General features: G+C 40.7%; 21 protein-coding genes and 3 pseudogenes. 18 read left to right on the top strand and 6 right to left on the bottom strand.

Annotated elements, in window-relative coordinates:
* Positions 1 to 2: 2 nt before the first annotated feature.
* A complete protein-coding gene (locus MHH76_RS14145) occupies positions 3 to 713 on the bottom strand; it encodes a GAP family protein (protein ID WP_020452313.1) in 711 nt (236 codons plus the stop codon).
* A gap of 88 nt (positions 714 to 801) precedes the next feature.
* On the opposite strand from MHH76_RS14145, the gene MHH76_RS14140 reads away from it, so the two are divergent.
* Positions 802 to 1,395, top strand: a complete 594-nt coding sequence (locus MHH76_RS14140) for a TetR/AcrR family transcriptional regulator (RefSeq protein ID WP_020452312.1) — start codon at positions 802 to 804, stop codon at positions 1,393 to 1,395.
* A 702-nt stretch (positions 1,396 to 2,097) separates the two neighbouring features.
* On the opposite strand, the gene hmpA is transcribed toward MHH76_RS14140, so the two are convergent.
* Positions 2,098 to 3,318 carry an NO-inducible flavohemoprotein gene (hmpA, locus tag MHH76_RS14135; protein WP_020452310.1) on the bottom strand — a complete coding sequence of 407 codons (1,221 nt, stop codon included), beginning with the start codon at positions 3,316 to 3,318 and terminating at the stop codon, positions 2,098 to 2,100.
* Between the two features lie 309 nt (positions 3,319 to 3,627).
* Here hmpA and MHH76_RS14130 point away from each other — a divergent pair, with 309 nt between their 5' ends.
* From MHH76_RS14130 to narI, 5 genes are read left to right on the top strand one after another with little or no spacing between them, the layout of a single operon-like run.
* Entirely contained in the window at positions 3,628 to 5,124 is a 1,497-nt protein-coding gene (locus tag MHH76_RS14130; RefSeq protein ID WP_326337395.1) for an MFS transporter, read from the top strand.
* 52 nt (positions 5,125 to 5,176) lie between these two features.
* Positions 5,177 to 8,860 carry a nitrate reductase subunit alpha gene (locus MHH76_RS14125; RefSeq protein WP_020452308.1) on the top strand — a complete coding sequence of 1,228 codons (3,684 nt, stop codon included), beginning with the start codon at positions 5,177 to 5,179 and terminating at the stop codon, positions 8,858 to 8,860.
* A complete protein-coding gene (gene narH / locus MHH76_RS14120) occupies positions 8,850 to 10,400 on the top strand; it encodes a nitrate reductase subunit beta (protein WP_020452307.1) in 1,551 nt (516 codons plus the stop codon). The genes MHH76_RS14125 and narH overlap by 11 nt, the downstream gene beginning before the upstream one ends.
* Entirely contained in the window at positions 10,372 to 10,935 is a 564-nt protein-coding gene (gene narJ / locus MHH76_RS14115; RefSeq protein ID WP_020452306.1) for a nitrate reductase molybdenum cofactor assembly chaperone, read from the top strand. The genes narH and narJ overlap by 29 nt, the downstream gene beginning before the upstream one ends.
* Positions 10,936 to 10,955: 20 nt before the next feature.
* Positions 10,956 to 11,657 (top strand): respiratory nitrate reductase subunit gamma, encoded by a 702-nt coding sequence (gene narI, locus MHH76_RS14110; RefSeq protein ID WP_020452305.1) that lies wholly within the window; start codon positions 10,956 to 10,958, stop codon positions 11,655 to 11,657.
* Between the two features lie 85 nt (positions 11,658 to 11,742).
* Here narI and MHH76_RS14105 read toward each other — a convergent pair whose 3' ends face one another.
* Complete coding sequence (locus MHH76_RS14105; protein WP_020452304.1) at positions 11,743 to 12,162, bottom strand: hemerythrin domain-containing protein; 420 nt, start codon at positions 12,160 to 12,162, stop codon at positions 11,743 to 11,745.
* Between the two features lie 384 nt (positions 12,163 to 12,546).
* Between MHH76_RS14105 and prpF the strand changes: the two genes are divergently transcribed.
* Positions 12,547 to 13,701, top strand: a complete 1,155-nt coding sequence (gene prpF, locus MHH76_RS14100) for a 2-methylaconitate cis-trans isomerase PrpF (protein ID WP_043054402.1) — start codon at positions 12,547 to 12,549, stop codon at positions 13,699 to 13,701.
* 49 nt (positions 13,702 to 13,750) lie between these two features.
* On the opposite strand, the gene MHH76_RS14095 is transcribed toward prpF, so the two are convergent.
* Positions 13,751 to 14,368 (bottom strand): RraA family protein, encoded by a 618-nt coding sequence (locus MHH76_RS14095; protein WP_020452302.1) that lies wholly within the window; start codon positions 14,366 to 14,368, stop codon positions 13,751 to 13,753.
* Positions 14,369 to 14,496: 128 nt separating this feature from the next.
* On the opposite strand from MHH76_RS14095, the gene MHH76_RS14090 reads away from it, so the two are divergent.
* Together MHH76_RS14090 and MHH76_RS14085 are read left to right on the top strand one after the other, a co-directional pair.
* Positions 14,497 to 15,069: a LysR family transcriptional regulator gene (locus MHH76_RS14090; RefSeq protein WP_306419667.1), complete on the top strand. Its 573-nt coding sequence runs from the start codon at positions 14,497 to 14,499 to the stop codon at positions 15,067 to 15,069.
* The gene (locus tag MHH76_RS14085; RefSeq protein ID WP_152846873.1) at positions 15,033 to 15,359 is read left to right on the top strand and encodes a LysR family transcriptional regulator substrate-binding protein; all 327 of its coding nucleotides are present in this window, start codon (positions 15,033 to 15,035) and stop codon (positions 15,357 to 15,359) included. The genes MHH76_RS14090 and MHH76_RS14085 overlap by 37 nt, the downstream gene beginning before the upstream one ends.
* Positions 15,360 to 15,475: 116 nt before the next feature.
* Here the strand turns inward: MHH76_RS14085 and MHH76_RS14080 are convergent.
* A pseudogene (locus tag MHH76_RS14080) lies at positions 15,476 to 15,658 on the bottom strand (hypothetical protein); the annotation flags it as partial.
* Between the two features lie 357 nt (positions 15,659 to 16,015).
* Between MHH76_RS14080 and MHH76_RS14075 the strand changes: the two are divergent.
* Together MHH76_RS14075 and MHH76_RS14070 are read left to right on the top strand one after the other, a co-directional pair.
* Positions 16,016 to 16,861, top strand: a complete 846-nt coding sequence (locus MHH76_RS14075) for a MerR family DNA-binding transcriptional regulator (RefSeq protein ID WP_023855285.1) — start codon at positions 16,016 to 16,018, stop codon at positions 16,859 to 16,861.
* A gap of 240 nt (positions 16,862 to 17,101) precedes the next feature.
* The gene (locus tag MHH76_RS14070) at positions 17,102 to 17,671 is read left to right on the top strand and encodes a flavin reductase family protein (protein ID WP_020452300.1); all 570 of its coding nucleotides are present in this window, start codon (positions 17,102 to 17,104) and stop codon (positions 17,669 to 17,671) included.
* Positions 17,672 to 17,793: 122 nt separating this feature from the next.
* Here the strand turns inward: MHH76_RS14070 and MHH76_RS14065 are convergent.
* Positions 17,794 to 17,997 (bottom strand): annotated as a pseudogene (locus MHH76_RS14065) (sigma factor-like helix-turn-helix DNA-binding protein); the annotation flags it as partial.
* A gap of 280 nt (positions 17,998 to 18,277) precedes the next feature.
* Between MHH76_RS14065 and MHH76_RS14060 the strand changes: the two are divergent.
* From MHH76_RS14060 to MHH76_RS14030, 7 genes and pseudogenes are all read left to right on the top strand, one after another.
* Positions 18,278 to 18,943 (top strand): PAS domain-containing protein, encoded by a 666-nt coding sequence (locus MHH76_RS14060; RefSeq protein ID WP_025811107.1) that lies wholly within the window; start codon positions 18,278 to 18,280, stop codon positions 18,941 to 18,943.
* Between the two features lie 5 nt (positions 18,944 to 18,948).
* Entirely contained in the window at positions 18,949 to 19,323 is a 375-nt protein-coding gene (locus MHH76_RS14055; RefSeq protein WP_025811108.1) for a RidA family protein, read from the top strand.
* Between the two features lie 74 nt (positions 19,324 to 19,397).
* A pseudogene (locus MHH76_RS14050) lies at positions 19,398 to 20,501 on the top strand (threonine synthase).
* Between the two features lie 45 nt (positions 20,502 to 20,546).
* On the top strand, positions 20,547 to 21,521 hold the full coding sequence (locus tag MHH76_RS14045; protein WP_025811110.1) for an asparaginase: 975 nt from the start codon (positions 20,547 to 20,549) through the stop codon (positions 21,519 to 21,521).
* A gap of 24 nt (positions 21,522 to 21,545) precedes the next feature.
* Positions 21,546 to 21,935, top strand: a complete 390-nt coding sequence (locus MHH76_RS14040; RefSeq protein ID WP_025811111.1) for a RidA family protein — start codon at positions 21,546 to 21,548, stop codon at positions 21,933 to 21,935.
* Positions 21,932 to 23,038, top strand: coding sequence for a D-TA family PLP-dependent enzyme (locus MHH76_RS14035; RefSeq protein ID WP_025811112.1), 1,107 nt, complete (start codon positions 21,932 to 21,934; stop codon positions 23,036 to 23,038). The genes MHH76_RS14040 and MHH76_RS14035 overlap by 4 nt, the downstream gene beginning before the upstream one ends.
* Before the next feature lie 23 nt (positions 23,039 to 23,061).
* Positions 23,062 to 24,303: a serine-tRNA(Ala) deacylase AlaX gene (locus MHH76_RS14030; protein WP_025811113.1), complete on the top strand. Its 1,242-nt coding sequence runs from the start codon at positions 23,062 to 23,064 to the stop codon at positions 24,301 to 24,303.
* The last annotated feature ends 36 nt before the right edge of the window (positions 24,304 to 24,339 follow it).

Raw genomic sequence — 24,339 nt, 5'->3', positions numbered from 1 at the left:
TATCACGATAGAATTCCCCTAATGCCGATATTGAATAAAACAGCTCCAATAACTGCCACTCCCACTAATAAAGAAGACAATGGAGCTTTTAATAATTTTGTTTTTAGTTTTTCAAGCTTATTCTGTATCCAACCTCTAAATAGAATATAAATGAACAATAATATGATTGAAGGAAGTACCATAAGCACGTTATAGCCAAGTAAAATACTTATGGACAAGCCGGTATTGAACGCTAAACCATCCATTAATAATATCGAGTAAAAATACGGTAAGGCTGTGGTAAACTCGATCGCAAATACAATAATACCGAGTATAATCATCGCACTTATTGATAATTCTTTAGGTAACCACTCTAAAAACCGGGATTCCATTCCTTTTTTAGGCTTATAAAAACTAATGAGTACAAGGACAACTCCAAGTATCGTATAAAACCAACTTGAAATTTGATTGTTAGTCACGCTTTCTATAAAACCAATTATCTGCCCAACTCCCAGGTAAACCAAGATACCCACCATAAAATAGCAAATTTGTGTGGATATTAAAAAAACCATCAAACGCGATGCCAATTTTTCTCTTTGTATTAGAAGGATATAAGCTGTGATGGCCAATACCCCGGGGCTTAAAATGTCAATGAAAGCACAGAGCACAATAATGAGGAGTGCTGTTGTGAAATCTATGTTGGTAGGAATTAATGATTCAATGATTTCAAGCACCTAAATATCCTCCTTATTTATTTATTTCACACACTGTGATAAAATGATAATAACACAGTGTGCGAAATAAAAGCAAGAGGTGATTTAAGTGCCAAAAATCGTTGATCATGATCATAAAAGGAAGATCATCGCTGAAACGGCTTGGAAAATTATCAAAACGGAAGGCATTGAAAGAGCATCTATCCGCAGAATCGCATCTGAGGCTGGAATGTCTACCGGAGCACTAAGACATTATTTCTCAAACCAAGATGAATTACTATTATTTATCATGGAATATTTTCTTGCTCGCGGGAGAGAAAGGTCGGAGAATATATCCTGGTCAACAAACCCTCTTAATGCGGTACGTGAAACGTTGTTAGAATTAGTTCCGGTGAGTCAGGATAAACAAACTGAAACGGGTGTTTGGCTAGTTTTTGCCATCCGCTCACTTACTAGTGCAGCTTTGAACGCAAAAAAAGATGAACTAACTGAAGGAGAATATATTTTAATGGAAGCACTGCTTGAAATATTAATAAAAGCAGGTTGTATAAATAAAACCATAAATATTGAAATCGAAAAATTAAGACTTGCTGTCATCATTGAAGGCATATCCATTCATGCTCTTTTAAGACCGGATATATTCACAATTGAAAAAGCAGAACAAATTATTACACACCACTTAAATGAACTTTGCAATCAATAATATAATAAGTTAAACACTTGTTTTCTAAATAACCCCTGTGGAATGACTCGACAGTGAAAAGAAGTAGAATCCCACCATAAAATCCGAAGAGCCTAAATTAATAAAGGTGAAAATCAAGCAATACAGAACTTCGAAGCCTGTCAAAGATGGAAGCATGTGTTACAAACAATATAAATATAAGCATAAGTCCACATGGCATTATAAGAAAAAACAAAGCAAACAACAAAGCTCAAGCTTGTTTTTACAAAGTAAGCCCTGTTAAGGAGCGGGAAAATGAGTAAATGTCCAGTATGCAGGAAACCGTTTACTTTTAGAGAAAATTCTAAACTGATTAGAACAAAGAGGCCAACTTGTCCCAGATGTAAAAGTCCGCTAAAGGAAACAACAGCTTCAAAATTGCTTTTTAGTTTGATTTTTATTTTGCCAATCCTTTATTTTATGTCTTTTTGGAGCGGATGGGATTCACTATTAAAGTGGCTTTCTCTTTTTATTTGGATTGTGTTTTGTTTATTTATTTTGCAACCTGTACTTTATCGTTATGATAAGACAAAAGCTTAAGTCATTAAGCTAAAGGGCTGAATTGAAGAAGTATTCAGTCCTTTAGCATGTCAGGGGAACCTAAGAATGTGCAAAAAATCTTAAGGGTATTCTTTTTTCATGGGAGGCCTTTTATAGTTTACAACGTCCTAAATTCTCTCCTTTTTATTCTTCCTCTAAAATCGCGACAGGGTTAAACACTTCATAATGAATGTTGTTTTTTGATACGTTCCATTTTTTGAGGGCAGCGTTAATGGCTTTCATAAAGGGAAGAGGGCCGCAAAAATAAAAATCGGCATCCTTTCCCGGCAGGATGGACTGAAGCCACTCCAGGTCAACATAACCTTCCTTATCAAAGTTTAGTAGAGAACGGTCCATGGAGGCAGGTGCTTCGTAGCACACAAATGACCGGATATTCTCATGCTTTTCAGCTAATTTTTCAACATGTTCTTTAAAAGCGTGAAACTCACTGTTTTTTGCTGAATGAATAAATGTTACATGTCTGTTGGGATGTTGTTCAGCCACCGTATTTAACATGCTTAATAATGGTGTGATGCCGACGCCTCCGCTGATCAAAACAAGCGGCAAATCTTTGCTGCTAATGACGAAATCGCCCGCCGGAGCGGAAAATTTGAGAATATCGCCTGTTTGCACTTGCTGATGCAAGTACGTTGAGACGATGCCAGCCGGTGCGCCTCCGCGTCCTTCCTCACGTTTGACGGAGATTCTGTAATAATCTTTGCCGGGAGCGTCGGAAAGGCTGTAATGGCGGATGTGGGTATACGTTTCACCTGGAATCTCTGCTTGTAAAGTTAAATATTGGCCGGCTTTATAAGAAGCGATTGGTTTACCATCCTCCGGCTTTAAATAAAATGATGTAATCAGCCTGCTTTCCTCCACTTTTTGATCAACGCGAAAATCACGATAGCCACTCCAGCCGCCAGGCAGATGTTCAGTTTCTTCATAAAGCTTTTGTTCTATATCGATAAAAGCTTTTGCGATTTCATCGTAAGCTTTTTTCCAGGCTCCAAGCACTTCTTCTGTTGCCGCATCGCCCAGCACATCTTTCACAGCATTGAGCAGAGTTGCGCCCACAATTGGATATTGTTCAGGTTTTATGCCGATTGCTCGGTGCTTTTCAGTAATTCTTTTGATAACGGGATCTATCGCTTCTAAATGATCGATATTTTCGCCAGCGGCATACACAGAATACGCCAAAGCCTCTTGTTGAATACCGCGCTTTTGATTTGTTTGATTAAACAAATTGTGTAACTCAGGCACTTTTGAAAATAATAATTCATAAAAACGTTTGCCGATTTCATGGCTATGCTCCTTTAAGACTGGGGCAGTTGACTTCACAATTTTGATTGTTTTCTCATCAAGCACTATATTCCCTCCTTTTTATTTAGTTTGATTTCTTAAATACGAAATATACAAAACAAGCAAAATAAACATGTGATATCCAGTCATAGGATGTTGCAGGTTCTTTTGTCAACTTCATTCTTTTCTTAAGTGAAGGACATCTTTTTCAACAATACTGCTCTCGAATTATCAATTTCTTTCACAGAAACTGTGTTCCGGGAGGCTATTTAAGAATCCTAAAACACCAAAAAACGGATTCATTGAGGAATGCATAAATAGTACCTGTTTGGGAATTATGGAAATAACGTGAAATTATAAGAAAGGTCATCTGAAATGAAGCAAACAAACATACAGCTGCCTCTTCAAACATTCAGCTTGATTGTGGGGTTTATGGTATGGGTCATTATTTCATCATTAATGACATATATCAAAAAGGATATCGCACTTTCATCAGTGCAATTATCATGGGTGACAGCAATTCCGGTAATATTGGGATCTGTTCTTCGGGTTCCGATAGGCTATTGGACGAATCGGTTTGGCGCGAGGCGGGTTTTTCTTGTAAGCCTCTTATTTTTAATCCTGCCGGTCTATTATTTAAGCCTCGCTGATTCTTTTAACGACTTATTAATAGCCGGTCTTTTTTTAGGTATTGGCGGAGCAATATTCTCTGTCGGAGTTACTTCTTTGACAAAGTACTATTCAAAAGATCGGCATGGATTTGTCAATGGGATATACGGAGTCGGAAACATCGGAACAGCGTTTACTTCATTTGGTGCGCCGATCCTTGCAAACCAATTGGGATGGGAAGTTACTGTCAGGCTTTTTCTCATTCCGCTGATCATATTGGCTGCTCTCAATTTCTTATTGGGCGATAAACATGAACCAAAAGTTAAAACAGCTTTAAAGGAGCAAATCCTCAATGTTTATCGGGATGAAAAACTATGGTTTCTCAGCCTTTTTTACTTTATAACATTTGGCTCATTTGTTGCATTTACCGTATATCTTCCCAATTTTTTAGTTTCTCAATTTAATCTTAGCGAAGTTGATGCAGGATTTCGTACCGCAGGATTTATCACGATTTGTACGTTGTTTCGCCCGCTTGGAGGATGGCTGGGGGATAAATTCAATCCATTTAAGGTTCTTATCATCGTATTTTCAGGATTGACGATTTCTGGTGTGCTACTCTCTTTTTCTCCAACGATGACATTATATACCGTTGGAGTTTTAACAGTGGCGGTTTGTTCGGGAATCGGAAATGGAACCACGTTTAAACTAGTGCCACTCTATTTTTCAAAACAAGGCGGCATTGTGAATGGAATTGTTTCCGCCATGGGAGGACTTGGGGGATTTTTTCCGCCTCTCATTTTAACCGCAGTCAATCAGATGACAGGGAATTATGCCATTGGTTTCATGGCGTTATCAGAGTTTGCCTTGGCAAGCTTAATTATAGTTGTTTGGATGTTTTATTCTGACAAGCTTAGGCTTGCGGACAACATTGTTGAAAGTACTGGACAGGGTGTAATGGTCACCAACACTAAAGGCGTTATTCAAAAAGTAAATCCCGCATTTAGTGCTGTAACCGGATATCAAAAAGAAGAAGCTGTCGGCCAAACCCCGCGGCTTTTAAGGTCTGGAAGACATGATCGAGATTTTTATGAAGAGATGTGGAAGAAACTCAAGGAAAACGGGTATTGGCAGGGCGAGATTTGGAATAAGCGTAAAAATGGAGAAGAATATCTCGAATGGTTGACAATCAGTGCCGTTAAAAATGATGCCGGCGAAGTCATGTATTTTGTAGCAATCTTTAGTGATATTTCTCAAAAAACATAAAAGAAGTCGTTTTGTAATGGACTTCATAAAACGATCGAAAGGGAGTGTTGTCATGAAGAAGAAAATTTCCCCATTGCTCAAAAAGATGACTTTTTTTGGACGCACCGCTGATTTAAACAATCATAGTACGTTATCCAGTGCAGACCGCGAGTCTGAAAAATACTATCGCAGAAGGTGGCAGCATGACAAGGTGGTTCGCACCACTCATGGCGTGAATTGCACCGGTTCCTGCAGCTGGAAAGTTCATGTGAAAGACGGAATCATCACGTGGGAAACACAACAAACAGACTATCCGACTACCGGTCCGAACATGCCTGAATATGAGCCGAGAGGATGCCCGCGCGGTGCGAGTTTCTCATGGTATACATACAGCCCGATACGAGTTCGTTTTCCATATGTGAGAAGCGCTTTGTTAAAAGTGTGGAAAGAAGCCATGCAAAAAACGAACGATCCGGTCGAGGCATGGGAAGTGATTTCTGAGAATCCCGGCATGCAAAAAGCTTATAAACAAGCGCGCGGTAAAGGCGGATTCGTCCGGGCAAACTGGGATGAAGTAAATATGATGATTGCCGCTCAATTAATTTTTACGATCAAAAAATACGGCCCCGACCGCATTGTAGGTTTTTCGCCGATCCCGGCAATGTCCATGGTCAGTTATGCGGGCGGGGCGAGGTTTTTGAATTTAATCGGCGCGCCGCTGCTCAGCTTTTACGACTGGTATGCCGATCTCCCGCCTGCATCGCCGCAAGTTTGGGGCGAACAGACGGATGTTCCTGAAAGCTCTGATTGGTATAACTCCAGCTACTTACTGGTATGGGGTTCTAATTTGCCGCAAACGAGAACGCCTGATGCCCATTTCTATGTTGAAGCAAGGTATAACGGCACTAAAGTAGTTTCTATTAGCCCGGATTATGCTGAGTTTGTTAAATTTGCCGATCATTGGTTAAACGTTAGTCCAGGTATGGATTCAGCGTTGGCGATGGCGATGACCCATGTTATTCTCAAAGAATTTTATGTCGATCAAAAAACGCCCTATTTCGAAGATTACGTCAAGAAATATACTGATTTGCCTTTTCTTATTACATTAAAAAAGCATGGCAATCACTATAAAACAGACCGGTTTTTGCGTGCAAGCGACCTGGGGATGAATGTAAACAAGGCTGAATGGAAAACGATTGTATTTGATAAAAACTCCAATCAATGTGCTGCACCTAATGGAACCGTCGGCCATCGCTGGTCGGAAGGAGGGGAGTGGAATTTACACCTGAAAGATACTGAAAATCAGCTCGGAGATCTTGAGCCTGCACTCTCCTTGTTAGGGATAGAAGACAAAACTGTATTGCTGCAGTTTCCTTACTTTGGTCAAGAACAAAAGCAAATTATCGCAAGAGGAGTGCCAGTCAAGGAAATTCAACAAAACGGAGAGTCTGTTTACGTCACAACCGTTTTCGACCTCATGCTCGCGCAAACTGGCGTAAATCGCGGATTACCCGGTGATTATCCAAAAGACTATGACGATCCAAAGCCATACACACCGGCATGGCAAGAACAAATAACCGGTATTGACCGCAAACTAGCCGCTCAAATTGCAAGAGAATTCGCCCAAAATGCGGTTGATAGCAAGGGACGGTCGATGATTATCATGGGATCAGGCATTAACCATTGGTATCATTCTGATACCATTTACAGGGCGATTCTCAATCTAGTTTTGTTAACAGGCTCCCAGGGAGTAAACGGAGGAGGATGGGCGCATTACGTCGGTCAGGAAAAAGTACGCCCCCTTGAAGGATGGCAAACTGTGGCGATGGCACGTGACTGGGGAGGTCCGCCGCGTTTACAAAATGGAACATCTTTCTTTTATTTCGTGACAGAGCAATGGCGTTATGAGGATCAAAAATCCTCAGATTTAATTTCACCGTTAGTCGAGAAGCCCAGATATCATCATCTGGGAGATTATAATGTACTCGCTGCACGATTAGGGTGGCTGCCTTCCTATCCGCAATTTAATAAAAACTCGATTACGTTGTACGAAGAGGCAAAGGCAGCTAATAATGATGAAGCTGTGAAGTATGTCGTTGATCAAATGAAAAATGGTCAAATGAAATTCGCAATTGAAGAGCCGGGCAATCCTGTTAATTTTCCGAAAACGTTATTTGTATGGAGGGCGAATTTAATTGGAAGTTCTGCAAAGGGGCATGAATATTTTCTGAAGCACCTGCTCGGTACACATTCAAGCATTTTAGGCGAACAAGATCAATCCCTGCATACAGAAGAGGTAGATTCAGCATCTGTTGCACAAGAAGGAAAACTTGATTTGCTTATCAATATGGATTTTCGAATGTCAGGTACGGGGTTGTATTCGGATATTGTCTTGCCGGCTGCAACCTGGTATGAAAAGTATGATATCAGCTCTACCGATATGCACCCTTTTATTCATCCTTTCAATCCAGCGATTACACCGCCGTGGGAGAGCCGATCTGATTGGGATACTTTTAAAAAGCTGGCGAAAACATTTCAATCTTTAGCCGAGAAATATCTGCCGGAGACGGTAAAGGACATTGTCGCTACACCGCTCCTCCATGATACTTCAGACGAGACATCGCAGGCGTTAGGATTAATCCCCGACTGGAAAAATAATGGGGTTGAACCGGTTCCTGGAGAGAATTTCCCGCGCATTCACGTCGTCGAAAGGGAGTATACCAAAGTATACGATAAATTCATTGCGCTCGGGCCGAATATACGGGAAAAAATCGGCGCCAAGGGACTAAGCTGGGATGCTAAAGAGGAATATGACGAATTGAAAGATATTTTAGGCACAGCTAAAACGACAAAAGAATATAAAGATTGCCCCGATATCTCTGCAGATCGAAACGCTGCTGAAGCTATCCTGACATTATCCAGCACGACGAACGGTTCGCTCGCAATGAAAGCATGGGATACTTTAGAAAAGAAAACCGGGCAAAAATTAAAAGACCTAGCCATAGAACGGGCTGAAGAGCACATTTCATTTGACGAGATTACAGCCCAGCCAAGAAAGGTTTTATCATCTCCGGTCTATAGCGGGACAGAGACAGGCAATCGCCGTTACTCGCCTTTTACAACCAATATAGAACGGCTGATTCCATTCCGAACCTTGACCGGCAGGCAGCATTTCTTCTTAGACCATGAAATCATGCGTGAATTTGGGGAGGATCTGCCGACCTTTAAAGCGCCTTTAAGAAAAGCTGCTTTCTATAATAAAGATGGACGTCCGGCATCAACAACCAAAGAAATAAAACTGCGCTATTTAACACCGCATTTTAAGTGGTCTTACCACAGCACATACTACGATACATTGCCGATGCTTACGCTGTTCCGGGGCGGACCGCATGTATGGATGAATAATAAAGATGCCGAGACTGTTGGTATCCGTGATAATGACTGGCTTGAAATGTACAATCGCAACGGGGTTGTCGTCGCAAGGGCCGTCGTCAGCCATCGGTTACCGAGAGGCGTGGCGTTTATGTATCATGTGCAGGACAGAACAATTAATGTTCCCGGTTCAAAAATAACAAAAGAACGTGGGGGAACTTTTAACAGTCCCACTAGGATTCATGTTAAGCCGACACAAATGATAGGGGGATACGCTCAACTAAGCTACGGATTTAATTATTATGGGCCGACCGGAAACCAGAGGGATGAACAAGTCGTTATTCGTAAATTAGAGCGAAACGAGGTGGATTGGCTTGAAGATTAAAGCGCAATTTGGAATGGTGATGAACCTCGATAAATGTATCGGCTGCCACACATGCAGTGTGACATGCAATAATACATGGACGAATCGTAGCGGCGCCGAATATATGTGGTGGAACAATGTTGAAACAAAACCGGGCGTCGGTTACCCGAGGGAATGGGAAAACCAAGAAACCCACCGCGGAGGCTGGGAGTTGAAGAACGGAAAGATTGAATTGAAAGCCGGCGGCCGTGCCAAAAAGCTGCTGAATATCTTTTACAACCCCGATTTGACCCGAATCGATGATTATTATGAGCCATGGACCTATGATTACGAAAATTTAATCAAAAGTCCTCAGAAAAAGCATCAGCCAGTTGCAAGGCCTATCTCTCAGCTTACCGGTGAATACATCGATTTGAAGTGGGGGCCGAACTGGGAAGACGATCTTGCGGGTGTTTATGATACAGGCAAAAAGGATCCGAACATGCACAATGTTGATGAACAGGTGATTCAAGAATATGAACAAGCTTTTATGATGTATTTGCCAAGAATTTGTGAACACTGTATCAATCCGTCATGCCTTTCTTCCTGTCCGTCCGGGGCCATTTACAAACGTGATGAAGACGGCATCGTTCTTGTTGATGAGGATGCATGCCGCAGCTGGCGTTTTTGCATGTCGGGCTGTCCGTATAAAAAAGTTTATTTTAACTGGAAGACGAATAAAGCCGAAAAGTGTACGTTTTGTTTTCCGCGTATTGAAAACGGCCAGCCAACAGTTTGTTCTGAGACTTGCGTCGGCCGCCTGCGTTACATCGGCATCGTCTTATATGACGCGGACAAGATAGAAGAAGCGGCATCTGCTGCCGACCCAAAGGATTTATATGAGTCCCACTTAAACCTATTTTTGGACCCAAATGATCCGGAAATCGTCAAACAAGCAAAGAAGGACGGAATTCCGGAGGATTGGATTGAGGCGGCTCAAGCATCACCTGTATATAAGCTTGCTGTGGAACATAAGGTGGCGCTGCCTTTGCACCCGGAATACAGAACTTTGCCAATGGTGTGGTACATTCCGCCTTTAAGTCCGATTACCAATACGTTCGGCGGTCAAATTGATATGTTGGATCCCGGAATTATTTTTCCGACGATCAAGCAGTTCAGAATCCCCATCCAATACCTTGCGAATTTAATGTCAGCGGGGGATACAAAAGTTATTGAACGCGTATTAAAGAAAATGGTTGCCATGAGGAGTTATATGAGAAGTGTTAACTTGAAGCAATCGTTTGATCAAGCCATCCTTGAAGACGCCGGGTTAACTGAAGAAACCGCTGTCGAATTGTATGAATTATCCGCGATAGCGAAATACAATGATCGTTATGTCATTCCAAAATCTCACAGGGAAGAGGCAGGCAATATGTATTCAGGACAAGGTTCAGCGGGGTACGAGTTTATGGAGGGCTGCTCAGGTTGCAGTTTAGGCACTGAAAAATACGAAGATTTATACGCCTTCAGTGAAGAATATTGGAGTGATCTAAATGGGAACACAATGGATGGAAGAAGATAGATTAGTGTTTAAGCTTTGTTCATTATTCTTGAGATATCCGGATAAAGAATGGACAGAATCGGAAGAAGCAAGTCAAATTGTTGATGAAATAAATGATAAAGGAATGAAGTACTGCCTTCGGCGGTTTCTGACCTATGTAAATGAAACCTCCTTTAAAGAGATGTGCGAGAATTATGTGCGGTGGTTTGATTTTAGCGAACCTAAAACGCTTTATTTAACCCATGGAAGATTTGGAGAGAATAGAGAGCGCGGCCTAGCTTTTGTAAAATTAAAAATGGAGTTTGCAAAAGCCGGGTTTTATATTAAAAATGATGAATTGCCCGACTATTTACCGCTTATATTAGAATTTGCCTCAATTGCGGAAAAAGACTTTGTTCAAAAGGTGTTTTTAATCCACAAAAAAGCAATTGACCTATTGCTGACAGAGCTTGAAAAAGAGGATAATCCGTATGGCTTTTTATTAAAAGCTTGTTTAGCAGCCATTGCAACACATTTGCCACCTAGTGAAAAAGACGCGGATCACCATGCGGGATGACTCAAATTGGAGGGATTGTTATGACAGAACTAGATTATTTCTTATGGGTGATCATTCCCTATTTATCGTTAACCATTTTTGTTGTCGGACATGTTCATCGCTATAATACAGATCAATTCGGTTGGTCGGCACAATCAAGTGAATTTATCCAAAAAGATCAATTATTGAAGTGGGGGAGTACGCTGTTTCACTATGGTGTCATTTTTGTTTTCTTCGGACATGTGGCAGGAGTGCTGATTCCTAAAGCGTTTTATGATGCAGTCGGAATAACTGAACATATGTATCATTTTGGCGCTGTATGGTTCGGGGGAGCCGCCGGGGTGATGATGGTTGTCGGAGGAGCCTTATTGACAGTACGTCGGCTTAGAAGTAAAAGGGTAAGGAGAAACAGCTCAAAGAAAGACCTTTATGTATTGCTTTTAATCGGAGTAGTGACCGTTGTTGGTTTTACAAATACAGTCGCTTATACAGCGACAGGAGGAGAGTTTGATTATCGGGCAACAATAGGTCCGTGGTTCAGGGGAATTTTAAGCTTTCAGCCTTCTCCGTATTTAGTGATGAACGCACCGCTCGGGTTTCAACTTCATATTTTGGCGGCATTTGTTTTATTTGCCGTATGGCCTTACACGAGACTGGTCCATGTGTGGAGTCTGCCTTTAGAATACTTATCTAGAAAGTATATTGTATTCAGAAAAATGAATCCGAAAAAAGCGCTTAAATAGAAAAATGAACCTGCCCAAACACAAAAAGCCACTTCAGTACTCAAGAGTGGCTCATTTCATGATCATTGAATAAAAAGCGCGTTTTTTAATGACCGTCCAGCAAATAGCTTTCCTCATCGCGATTATGTATTTGAACCAGAACATATATCGCTTTAAAACGGTCGATTACATCATCGTTTACCCCTTGTTTATCCAGTTCTTCTTTTATATCGCTTACCAGTATCCTAAGTAAATCATGATCACGCTTAAGCATGCTTAGTGTATGAGAGATATCCGGGTTTTCTTCAAGCTTTCTTTTGTATAAACCCTCTTCTTCTGAATCCGCATGTGCAATTGTACGGGTTTCCCAATGTTCGAGAAGAGCCCTTGCTGCAATCATAGCATGCTTTTTATGTTTTTCGCCATAAACCTGTTCTAATACCTCCATCAAATCCCTTCCTTCTGTTACTGCTCCATCGTGGATGGATCTATGAGAACCTAATTTATTCAAAGATGGACCTGACAATTAAAGTAACCCTCCTTTTTACCCGAAATACGCTAAGGATGTTCATATCCATTATGAACAAATATTATAATTTTCAAACAAGTTCTGCATAGTGATTTATCCATAGAATCGCTGTTTTTAGGAGCTGTCGGCGCTGTTAACGATCGCGTTTCAAGCGCTGGGTAATCTCCTTATGTATCACTAATATCCATTCTGTCGCCAGCCAGAGCTTTTTCTTACGGAGGATCGCTGTTATTCACTTATTTAATAGCTGGGTATCAAATATAGTTATTTTTTTTATTTCAAACACTGAGATAAAATATTTATGATGAGGATGCTAGAGCGTGCTTTTAACAAGAGCCTATCCATTCTTTTTATGAAAAGAACATGGAGGGAACGACAGTGATGAATAAATGGGGAAAACAAATCAAAATTCCAGCAATGTATATGCGAGGCGGGACAAGCAAGGGTGTCTTTTTTCTTAAAGAAGATTTGCCAACCGATCCATCTAAACGTGATAAAGTTTTACTGCGTCCAATAGGCAGTCCAGATCCTTACGGCCAGCAGATCGATGGTTTGTGTGGTGCCACATCGAGTACGAGCAAGGTGGTTATTGTTAGTAAAAGCAATCGTCCTGGATGTGATGTAGACTACCTATTCGGACAGGTGGTCATCGGACAGCCATTGGTTGATTGGAGTGGAAATTGCGGGAATCTTACTTCAGCTGTAGGTCCTTCGATATTTCGAGGTCTGGTAGATGCCCCGCTGGATGGCGTGGCTGAGGTCAATATCTGGCAGGAGAATATCGGGAAGAAGATCGTGGCGCATGTCCCGATGAAGGATGGGGAGGTGCAAGAGCTTGGAGATTTCGCGCTGGACGGAGTCACTTTCCCTGCACCGGAAATAAAGCTTGAATTCCTTGATCCGGGTGCCGATGGGGGAAACATGTTTCCGACCGGGAATCCGATCGATATCATTCATGTGCCAGGCGTAGGAGAAGTCGAGGCTACTTTAATAAACGCTGGAAACCCTGCTGTCTTTGTTTCTGCGTCTTCAATGGGATTATCGGGAACTGAACTGCAAGGAGATATCAACGGCGATGCGGATCTATTGACCCGTTTTGAAGCGATTCGGGCCCATGGAGCGGTGATGATGGGTCTAGCGGAAAGCGTGGAGTACGCAATGACCAATCGTCAGCACACACCTAAAATCGCATTTTTTGAAACCTCTGCGAGCTACACAACATCTGACGGAAAAGAAGTACATGGAGAAGATATCGATATTCTGGCACGCATTCTTTCCATGGGTAAGCTTCATCATGCCATGACCGGTACAGGCGCTGTAGCTATTGCTGCCGCGGCCGCAATACCGGGAACGATTGTCAGCAGGATTATAGGGGATGCGAGGCCGGAGCTCCGTTTCGGTCATCCATCCGGTACTTTGAAAGTGGGTGCAGAAGCTGCTCATGATCAAGCAGGATGGGAAGTGAAGAAAGTAACCATGAGCCGAAGTGCTCGAAGATTAATGGAGGGCTTGGTTCTGATACCGGATCAAGAATAACAGATCATAAAAGGGCTGCATGGATGCCAGCCCTTTTGTTTACACTCAGTTATTTGGAAATCATTGAATCTAAGTATTTGATCGTCGCTTCTTTGTCACCAGAAATCGAGGATTCTCGTTGGTGATCTTTGAGCAGCTTTTCCTTGGCTTTTTTTAGTGTTGCTTCTTCTAATTCCTTCGGGACCACCACAACGCCGTCTGCATCTCCAACAATAATGTCACCGGGTTTAATTGAAACACCCCCGCAAGAAATTGGAACGTTTAATTCGCCGACACCCGCTTTACCGCTTGCAGCAACGGTTGTCCCTTTACAAAAAACAGGAAAATCCAGTTCCTTTATTCCCGTCGAATCCCGGATGACTCCATCCACAACAATTCCGCCTAATTCCAGTGTTTTGGCCATTCCGACGACAAAATCTCCCGCAATCGCTCTATATTCATCGCCTTTCGCATCAATGACAAGAATATCTCCAGGTTTGGCTGTTCGAATGGCTTTAAGTACGGCTAAATTATCACCTACGGGCATTTTTACCGTAAAAGCTCTTCCGCTAAGGACGAAGTCTTCCTTTAGCGGCTTAATACTCGGGTGTAAGTTATTCAAACCGTCCAGAGCATCAGAAATGCAGGTAGTAGGAATGGAGTGAAACTGATCAATTATTTGATCCATGAATTCAAGCACCTCTTTGTTTGAATTTTTTCATAACCATACTATACCGAAAAAATGAGCTGTATCAGTATTCAAAAATGTTATACTTAGCTATAACGAAAACTATTTGTAATGATGGAGTGGCCAGGATGGATGATCGTGATTGGGTAATGCTTGAAAATCTGTATTTTCATAACAACATTTCTAAAACTGCTCAGATTTTATACATATCCCAACCTGCTTTAACAAAGCGCATTAAGCACATCGAGAAAGAGTTTCAAGTACCGATCATAGAACGTGGAACAAGAGGGATTCGATTTACCGCAGAAGGTGAGTACCTCGCCAAATGTGCTGGTGAAATGATTGAAAGAATGCGTCAAATGAAAGAAACCATTTGGAATATGAATCAAGAGGTAGTTGGAACCATCCGGTTAGGCGTGTCTAATATTTTTGCGAAAAATATGCTTCCAAACATACTGAGACTTTTTAAAAACCGCTATCCGAGAGTAGACTATGAGGTTATCACCGGGTTGAGCAGCGAAGTGTATAATCTTGTCTATAATAAAAAAGTTTATTTTGGATTTGTACGTGGAGATTCGCATGGGCGGAATCGAAATGTTTCCTCTTTGAAGAAAATATTTGTATTGCTTCCAAGGAAAAAATCGATCTCGAACAGCTTCCCGAATTGCCGAGGATTGAATATAAAACGGATGCGAACCTAAAGAGGTTAATCGATGATTGGTGGAGAGGAAAATTTTCGCCATCCCCGCGCATAGAGATCGAAGTGGATAGTACCGATACATGTAAAGAAATGGTGAGAAATGGACTGGGATATGGCCTCCTCCCAAGCGTCCTTTTAAAAGAAGATAAAGATATAAAATGTTTTACGATAAAAGATGCACATGATGAACCGCTGATTCGAAAAACTTGGATGATCTATCATAACGAAACCATCAAATTGAAAACGGCAAAAGAATTTGTCTATTTTGTTGAGAATTATAGATTTGATTAGAACCGCGTGGTAAGCAATCACGCGGTTTTAATATTGGGGGGGGAATTAATAAAAAGATGATCAATTCTAAAATAATGTATAAATGGCACGACTTATTAGCTTGCTTTTGGTTGACGTCACTTCTCCTTTTCAGCACGGCAAAACTCATGAGATATCTTCATCAAAGCGTGCTTCCCAGGCCCAGACACGCAGCTTCGCGATTTCACGCTCCGTCTTTTCTTTCTTCAAATCAAGCTGAAGCGGCCGACGATGACTTCTTTTTCTCTCTCCTTAAGGATGTCGATGAATGATTCACTTTTCAAGCTTTATACATGAGCTTGATGGTGACGATGAAGCTTTCGTTTTTTCGACCTTGAGGACATCGTAAGGGTGATTTCGTTGCCACGTTCAGGGAGAGTTTATGGTCATGATCTGCATACAAGATCAGGTGGCGGATTAAACATTGAACTTGAAGATGCTTAGTATGTCGCATATTCTGTTGTTTTTTTCAGCACAATCCCTGGGAATACCGCTATTCAAGACATTATATATGCTCCATCGACCGTGAAATTGCTATAATGTGGTTAATTTCTATTCGCGTTTCGATAATCAGAAGAACCATGAACCTATCGTGAAATACATAAAGAATTAGAAACTAAGAAGAAAGGATGAGATTGTTGAAGGAATATTTTTCAATCGGGGAAACAGCCCGTCTTAATAACATTTCCATTCAAACATTGCGCTATTATGATAAGATCGGAATTTTTAAGCCTCAATGCACAGACCGGGATAATGGCTATCGATATTACCATGTTAAACAGTTCTTTTATTTAGATATTATAAAATATCTCAAATCTATTAAAACGCCGTTGGGAGAAATTAAGCGAATGATTTCGCATACATCTACCCCCGAACGGATGCAAGCCTTTCTTGAGGAGCAAGAAAGCGTGATTGAGCGTGAGATGGAAAGACTCGAACGTGCCAGGCAATTGCTTCAAAGAAGAAAGCACCAGCTTAATGAACAATTGGAGATACGCACTAAAAAAGAAGAAGGTCTAGTTTATGTTCGACATATAGGAGGCCAAACCATTTTAAAAGCAGTGACACCTCAAGTGAATCCTCATGACCAATCAGATTTGTATTACCGAAAATTGGCTGAAGTTCTTGAAGAAAGAGGAGAAATCGTTGATAACTATTATGGATTGATTTATGATTTAAAGCCTTATAAAGATTCCGGTGACATTTATTGCAACAGCGTTTATACTACGATTTATGATGGAGTAAAGATAGATACAGGGGAACAAAACATGAATATAGATATAATCCCATCCGGCGAATATGTATGTATTTCATTTGATTGCACGGCAACAAATTATTTTTCATACTATCAAAAACTGTACGATTTTATTGAATCACATGGCATTCAAACGGATGGAAAAGTATATCAAGTTTCTTTTCCAAACAGCTATAACTCATTAAAAGAAGAAGACTTCCTCACAGAATTTAGAGTGCGGAAAAAATAACGAACCCCTTGACCCTATAGTTGCTATAGGGTTTATGATTTATGCATCGTTCTGATGAATATTTGAAAGGAAGGATGTATAAGATGGCAGAAAATAAGACGCTTCGGTTACTCATGGCGCAAAGCCTGCTGGAAGCCCATTTATTAAATTCTAAACGAATGGTTCATGTGAAGAAGTACCTGACGATTTAGATGTGTGCCTCTCAAATTTAATGAATCTAAAACAAAAGGAGCGATGAAGATGAGAGCACCGATAGATGAACCCATTTGGTACGCCTACCCTGGAATGGTAGCTGTCGTTACGGCTCAATATGAAGGTGAAAAAAACGCCATGGCTTCCGGGTGGCATACGTATATTGGATCTTCTCCCGGGATGTATGGAATATCGATAAATAAAGAGACATATACTTACAAATTGATTGAGAAAAGCGGCGTTTTCGGTGTGAATTTTCTTCCGGGAAGATGTTCGGAACTCATTCAAGCATTAGGCACCCATAGCGGCAGAGATTTAAATAAGTTTGAAGCATTTCATATTCAATACGAAGAAGGACGAAAAGCTGAGATACCGATTTTAACTGATGCGTATTTTGCTTATGAGTGTAAAGTACACAGTATTTCCACTTTGGGCGATCAAGAGTGGATTGCGGGAGAAGTTTTACAGAGATATCAAGATAAAGAGCTTTTCTTAAAAAATGGTATGCCGAATTTAGAAAAATTGGATGTTCCGCTTCATATTGGAGGGTCCAGCTATCGAATATTAAATAGTCAAGCAGAGGAGCGTCAACACGTTTTTTATCCCAAAACTGATTGAAACATTCAGGTTCCTCCGCATAGAGTAGATCCAATCAATGAATGTATCTGCAGCGGACTCCGCTGGAACTCCATTGACTTATACGAAGCAAAAAAGAGACCCAAAGACTGCAACGCTTCTCTTTAAGAAGGCTTTGCGGTCTTTTTATATTCCAAATTAGGAAAAAGCTCCTTCTCCTCCCGGTAAAACTCGTGAAACACCTTCATCAGCGCCCGCTTCTCTATCCGCGACACATAGCTCCGCGAAATCCCGAGCTCCTTCGCAATTTCCCGCTGCGTTTTTTCTTTCTTCAAATCAAGGCTGAAGCGGCCGGCGATGACTTTTTTTCTCGATGAGGCTGATTTAAATGCCACTCACAGGTTATCCGTATAGGGCAATTACTTTTACCAGGTTGAGGGACTGAACTAAAAAGATATCGAACTATATCTAAATAGTTCCTGTTTGATGACAAAATAAAAAGATGCAAACTGAAGGTAATGAATGATCAATCCTGCGTATAAAAAAATATATTTTTGTTTCATTTTTGTATAAAAAATTATATAATGAAGTCAAGAATGAAATCACTTGTAGATGAATGCAGGTAAATGAAAGTTAGGTGTTCAGGTTTTGACTGAAGCAAAACAGATTTTAAAAAGTTATATACCATTTGCAAAAACGATAGGGGAAATGTTTGGTCCATATTGTGAGGTCGTCATTCATGATTTGACAACCCCCCAGTCTTCCGTCATTTTTACAATGAACAACCATGTGACGGGAAGAGAGGTTGGCCAATCCTTTGACCACTTGGTGAAAAAGGTTCTTTTATCCAATGAATTTAAAGAGGATTACTTAGCTGGATATGAAATTCAAACAGATGATGGGAGAACAATAAAATCATCGACTACCCTCATTAGAGATGGCCAGCAGCAGGTGATTGGGGCATTTTGCATCAATTACGACATGAATGTAATGATTCAAATGAAAGAAATGTTAGATGCATTTATGCCCGGTGTTGAAAAGAAAAATCAAATACAAACTTCGAATACGGCGGAGCAGGAAGCTTCGATTCAGAATGTAGAAGAGATCACGAACCAGTTAATTGAACAAATTGTGGCGAATCGCAAACATTCCCTGATGAAACGCCGGGAAAAAATCGAGCTGATCAGATTTATGGATGAAAAGGGAATATTCCTCATGAAAGGTGCCATTGATAAAGTAGCAGAACAACTAGGCATTTCAAAGGTAACCGTCTATAGCTATTTGGATGAAGTGAAAAAAAGACAATCGGAGTGAGCGGAGTGGAGAGTATTTTTGAAGCAGGGAATTTAAAATCGAACGGTCATTATGCATTAGCTGTAATTCATCAAAACACGGTCTATGTATCAGGGCAATTTGCCATTGACCCAATCACGCAGGAAAAGAAATTTGGTACCATTGAAGAAGAGACTTTACAGGCATTGTCAAATATAGAGTATATCTTAAAAAAAGCCGGCAGTCATAAAGGAAAAATTTTAAAGATAACCTTATATCTTCACGATATCAATTTGTTAGACCGTGTCGACAATGTCTGTCAGGTTTTTTTTCACGATTATCGCCCAGCACGGTCAGTTGTTTCGACGAACGAGCTGCATTACGGTTTTCAGGTTGAAATTGAAGCAATCGCCAGTCTGTAATATATTTTTTTGCCTAAATCATATAAAAAAATATATAACATATAAAAAAATATATAATAGGAGGTCTAAAAATAATGGAACAGTATCAATGTCATTCCTGCCGTACGAAATACAATGTATCTGAACAGGTGTGGAAATGCCAGTGTGGCGGAGTGTTAGACCTTGTAAAAGAAAAAGTAGAATGGTCCGATTCAAAAGTGCTCAAAGATATTCCTTCTATGTGGAGATATATTGATGCTATGCCATTTGATCGCGACTCCGCCATATGGAGCGGCATCACGATGGGGGAGGGATACACACCTTTAATCGTTTTAGACAGCGGGGAGCCGAACACTCTTGTGAAAGTGGACTATATGATGCCTACTTTGTCTTTTAAAGATCGCGGTGCTGCTGTATTAATAGCTAAGGCAAAGGAGCTGGGAGTGAAGCATGTGATAGCTGACAGCAGTGGAAATGCAGGGACATCTATTGCAGCTTACGCCAAGCGGGCTAACATCGCATGTGACATCTTTCTTCGGAAGGGTACATCACCTAAGAAAATCGCGCAGGTGAAAGCGCATGGGGCCAACGTTCGCGAAATTGAAGGCACAAGAGAAGATGTGGCCGAAGCAGCGCAAAAGGCTGTGAATATAGAGAAAAAATTCTATGCAAGTCACGTTTTTAATCCATATTTCTATGAAGGAACAAAAACGTATGCCTTTGAGATTTGGGAACAAATGAATGGAGCGCCGGATACGCTTATTATTCCAGTTGGCAATGGTACGTTATTACTTGGGGTTTACTATGGATTTAAAGAATTACTAGAGAACAAATGTATAGACAAAATGCCAAGACTGGTTGCGATACAGGCAGAGAATTGTGCGCCGTTAGCAAAGGCATTTATCAACAATCAACAAGTTGCTCAACCCGTCGAAAACAGGGGAACACTTGCAGAGGGCATCTCGATTGCCAAACCGGCAAGATCAGCTTAAATATTAGAAGCCATCCGTGCCACAAAAGGTCAAATCATTACAACCAATGAGGAAGAGATTCTAAAAGCTCGTACAGCATTAGCAAGTAAAGGCTTTTATGTTGAGCCAACAACAGCAGCTAACTATGCAGGATATTTAAAATACGATCATTCTTCTGATGAAAAAATCGTGATTCCATTATGCGGGGCTGGGATTAAATCTAATTAGGAACGAAGAGAGAGAAACCTTTAATATGAAAATGGGGGAGTTATCATGGAAAACAAGAAAATCATTTTACTGAGTACCGGCGGTACAATTGCAAGTAAGCCTGATCCTGAAACAGGTCTATTAGAAGCAGGTGCTATGACAGGTGAAGAGCTTTCTGAAATGTGTCGACTGCCTTCTCATATAGAGATTGAAATCAAGTCAGTCTTTCAAATGTCAAGCAGTCATATGACTTTTCATCATCTTGACATTCTGAAGCAAAATATAGAGAGTTTCTTCCGGAATGAGGATGTTGCCGGAATTGTGATATCGCATGGAACAGATACCCTTGAAGAGACTTCGTATTTTCTTGATCTGGTTATTTCTGATGATCGGCCGGTCGTGTTAACGGGGTCACAAAGAGGACCGACACTTGACGGTACAGATGCATTTGTGAACCTAAGACAAGCTTTCTTATTAGCGGCACATCCTGATGCGAGAGGATTAGGGGTAACAGTGTTGTTTAATGAGAGGGTCTTTGCTGCTCGATATGTGAAAAAACAGCATGCGTCAAATATTGATGGTTTTTTCTCACCGGGATTCGGTTATTTGGGAACGGCCGATCAAGATGAGATCGCAATTCATCAAAGATTAATCAAGCATGAGGCGTATCAGCTGATTCAACCATTGCCAAATGTAGAACTTATTAAGTGTTCACTTGGATCAGACGGAAAGTTTATAGATTATGCGGCCGAGTGCGGAAGTGCAGGAATCATTATTGAGGCGCCGGGAAGAGGGCATACGGCTCCAGCAATATTAGAAAGTGCAAAGAAAGCCGTAGCGAAAGGGATTCCTGTCGTTCTGACAACAAGTGCTGACGAAGGTGAAGTCAAGGGAGTATATGGATTCAAAGGAAGTGCTTCAACATATGCAGATGCCGGAATCATATTAGGCGGTAGCTATGACAGTAAGAAAGCAAGGATCAAATTGGCTGTTTTGCTGGCTGCTGACCAGAAGATTGATGAGGCTAGCTTTAAATACTAAAAGGGATAATAGGAGGCGATTTTATTGAAGCCTGTACACACGAAATATTCAACACGTGATGGGGGCCATTACGTGCCAGCCATGGAACATAATGGTGTTATCTATATTTCAGGGCAGTTGTCGATGAATCCGGAAACGGGGAAAATTCCAGCTGGGGGCATAAAAGAAGAAGCAAAACAGGCATTGGCAAATATGGAGCTTGTCCTCAAGGAACGGGGATTAGCCAAGGAAGATGTGATATTATGCAGACTTTATACCCCAGATGTAAAGTATTGGCCGGATATCAATGAGGTTTATGCTCATTTCTTCGGCAATCATAAACCGGCAAGAGTAGTTGTTCCATCAAATCATTTATATGCCGGATGTCTTGTTGAAGTTGAAGCCATTGCAGCGATAAAGGAGGAGGTACAATGAATGATTTACAATTAGATACACCAGCTCTTTTAATCGATAAAGACGTGATGTTAAGCAATATGAAGGATATGCAAAATTACGCTAATGAACAGAAAGTAAACTTACGACCTCATACAAAAACACATAAAATGCCTAAATTAGCTAAGCTACAAGAAGAAATGGGAGCTACAGGAATCGCTGTAGCGAAAGTAGGAGAAGCTGAAGTGATGGCGAGAAATGGCTTAAAAGATATCTTTATCGCAAATGAAATTGTTGGGAAATCAAAGCTTGAACGTATTAGAAAACTATCTGAAACGATTGATATCTCTTTTGGAATCGATAGTGCGTATCAAGTACGTGAAATTGAAGAAGTATTTGAAGGAGCTTCAAAGAAAGCCCAAGTGTTAGTGGAAATTGAAGTAGGAGAACAACGCTCCGGAATTATTGAAGAAGATGATTTTCGTACTTTATTAGAATTAATCAAAACGTGTCAAAATGTCGAGCTAAAAGGAATCTTCTCACATGACGGACATTCTTATAAAGCGAAAAGTGTAGCACATTGTAAAGAACTCTATAAAGAAAGTGTAGAACGAACATTACATTTTGCCCGAATTGCGGAAGAAATGGATCTAAAGCCGAAAGTGGTTAGTATTGGCTCTACTCCTCCCTTCATGTTTAAGTTTGATATTCCAGAAGGGGTGACAGAAATTAGACCTGGCACTTACATTTTTATGGACGCCTCACAAGCAAATGTAATTGGTACGTATGATCGCTGTGCTGCTTCTGTACTCACAACCGTGATTAGTAAACCAACAAAAGAACGAGTCATTACAGACGTAGGGGCCAAGGGAATTACCGCCCAAACACGAAGCGAAGGGCTTACTGCAACCAAAGGGCTTGGCCGTATCAAAGAATACGAGGACGTTTATATTCATGGCGTATTCGACGAACATGCTATTATTTATCATGAAGAATTCAACAAAAAAGTAAGCATTGGAGATAAGGTGCGAATTATTCCAAATCATATCTGCCCAGTATGCAACTTGCACGATAAAGCCTATCTAGTCGATAATGGAGAGGTTGTAGATGAATTAAATATTGAAGCTAGAGGAAGACTTCAATAATTTAAAAAATAAGGGGAGATGGCATGAGTCCGAATCATCACAAACTTTTTTACAAAGATCCCTATCTTAAAACGTTCGAAACGAAAATCTTGAAACAGCAACAGGACAAAAAAGGTGATTTTTATATTACCCTAGAGGAAACAGCCTTTTATCCAACAGGCGGGGGCCAGCCCCATGATATAGGAACATTGAACGGTGTCAAGGTTTTAAACGTTGAAGAGGTCGATGGAGAAATTCGTCATTATGTAGAAAGGACTTTACCGAATTTAGATGATCAGGTTGTTGGGGTTATTGATTGGGAACGGCGTTTTGATCACATGCAACAGCACACCGGGCAGCATATTTTGTCGGCGGCATTCGCGCAGTTATACGATATTCATACAGTTGGATTCCATCTTGGAAATGATACGGTTACCATTGACCTTGATGTATCAGAATTAACAGAGGAAATGGCAGGCAAAGCAGAGAAGCTTGCAAACGAGATCATAACGGAAAATAGGTCCATAGTAGCGAAATGGGTAGAATATGATGACTTAGTAAATTATCCGATTCGTAAACTCCCATCTGTAAAAGAAAATATTCGTCTTGTCATGATTGATGAATTTGATTACAACGGATGCGGCGGAACACACCCTAGCGCTACAGGAGAAGTCGGAGCAATTAAAGTATTGAATTGGGAAAGACAGAGGAAAAAAATTCGTTTGTATTTTGTATGCGGAAATCGGGTTATAACGCATTTCGATCAAAAACAAAAAGCAATCGTTGAATTGACTGGATTACTTAATCGTCCTGAAGGGGAATTAAGCGAAGCTGTCAAACGGTTGCTTGAAAATATAAAAAAGCTAGACAAAGCGCTTCTAGAATCTAATGAAAAAAACCTTCAGTATGAAGCCAATGAATTATTAGCCAAAAACACCATTCAAAATGATACTGTCATGGTGATCGAAACGTTTTCAGATCGATCGATTCAAGAACTTCAAAAGCTAGCAAAAATGATCGCTGATCGAGAAAAACGGGCCCTTATTTTTTTCTTATCAGAGAACGATCATCGCTTCCAATTGGTTTGCGGACGAGGAGAAGCAAATAAAATGGATATGAGAACCCTAATGCAAGAAAGCCTTTCCCTTATTGATGGAAAAGGTGGAGGAAATAATATGTTCGCTCAAGGTGGAGGGACTGCTTCATTAACAATAGAGGAATTTATGAAAAATGTTATGAACATTATAGCAACACAAATAAAATCAGAATTCAACAGACCTCTGTAAGTGGATAACAAGCTCTCACTTTTATTGAGGGCATAG

It is taken from the genome of Bacillus sp. FSL L8-0193 (genome assembly GCF_037976065.1).
Taxonomy (GTDB): domain Bacteria; phylum Bacillota; class Bacilli; order Bacillales; family Bacillaceae; genus Bacillus; species Bacillus paralicheniformis.
The sequence above is the reverse complement of the archived record's forward strand: the minus strand, read 5'-3'. Positions and strand labels throughout refer to the sequence as shown.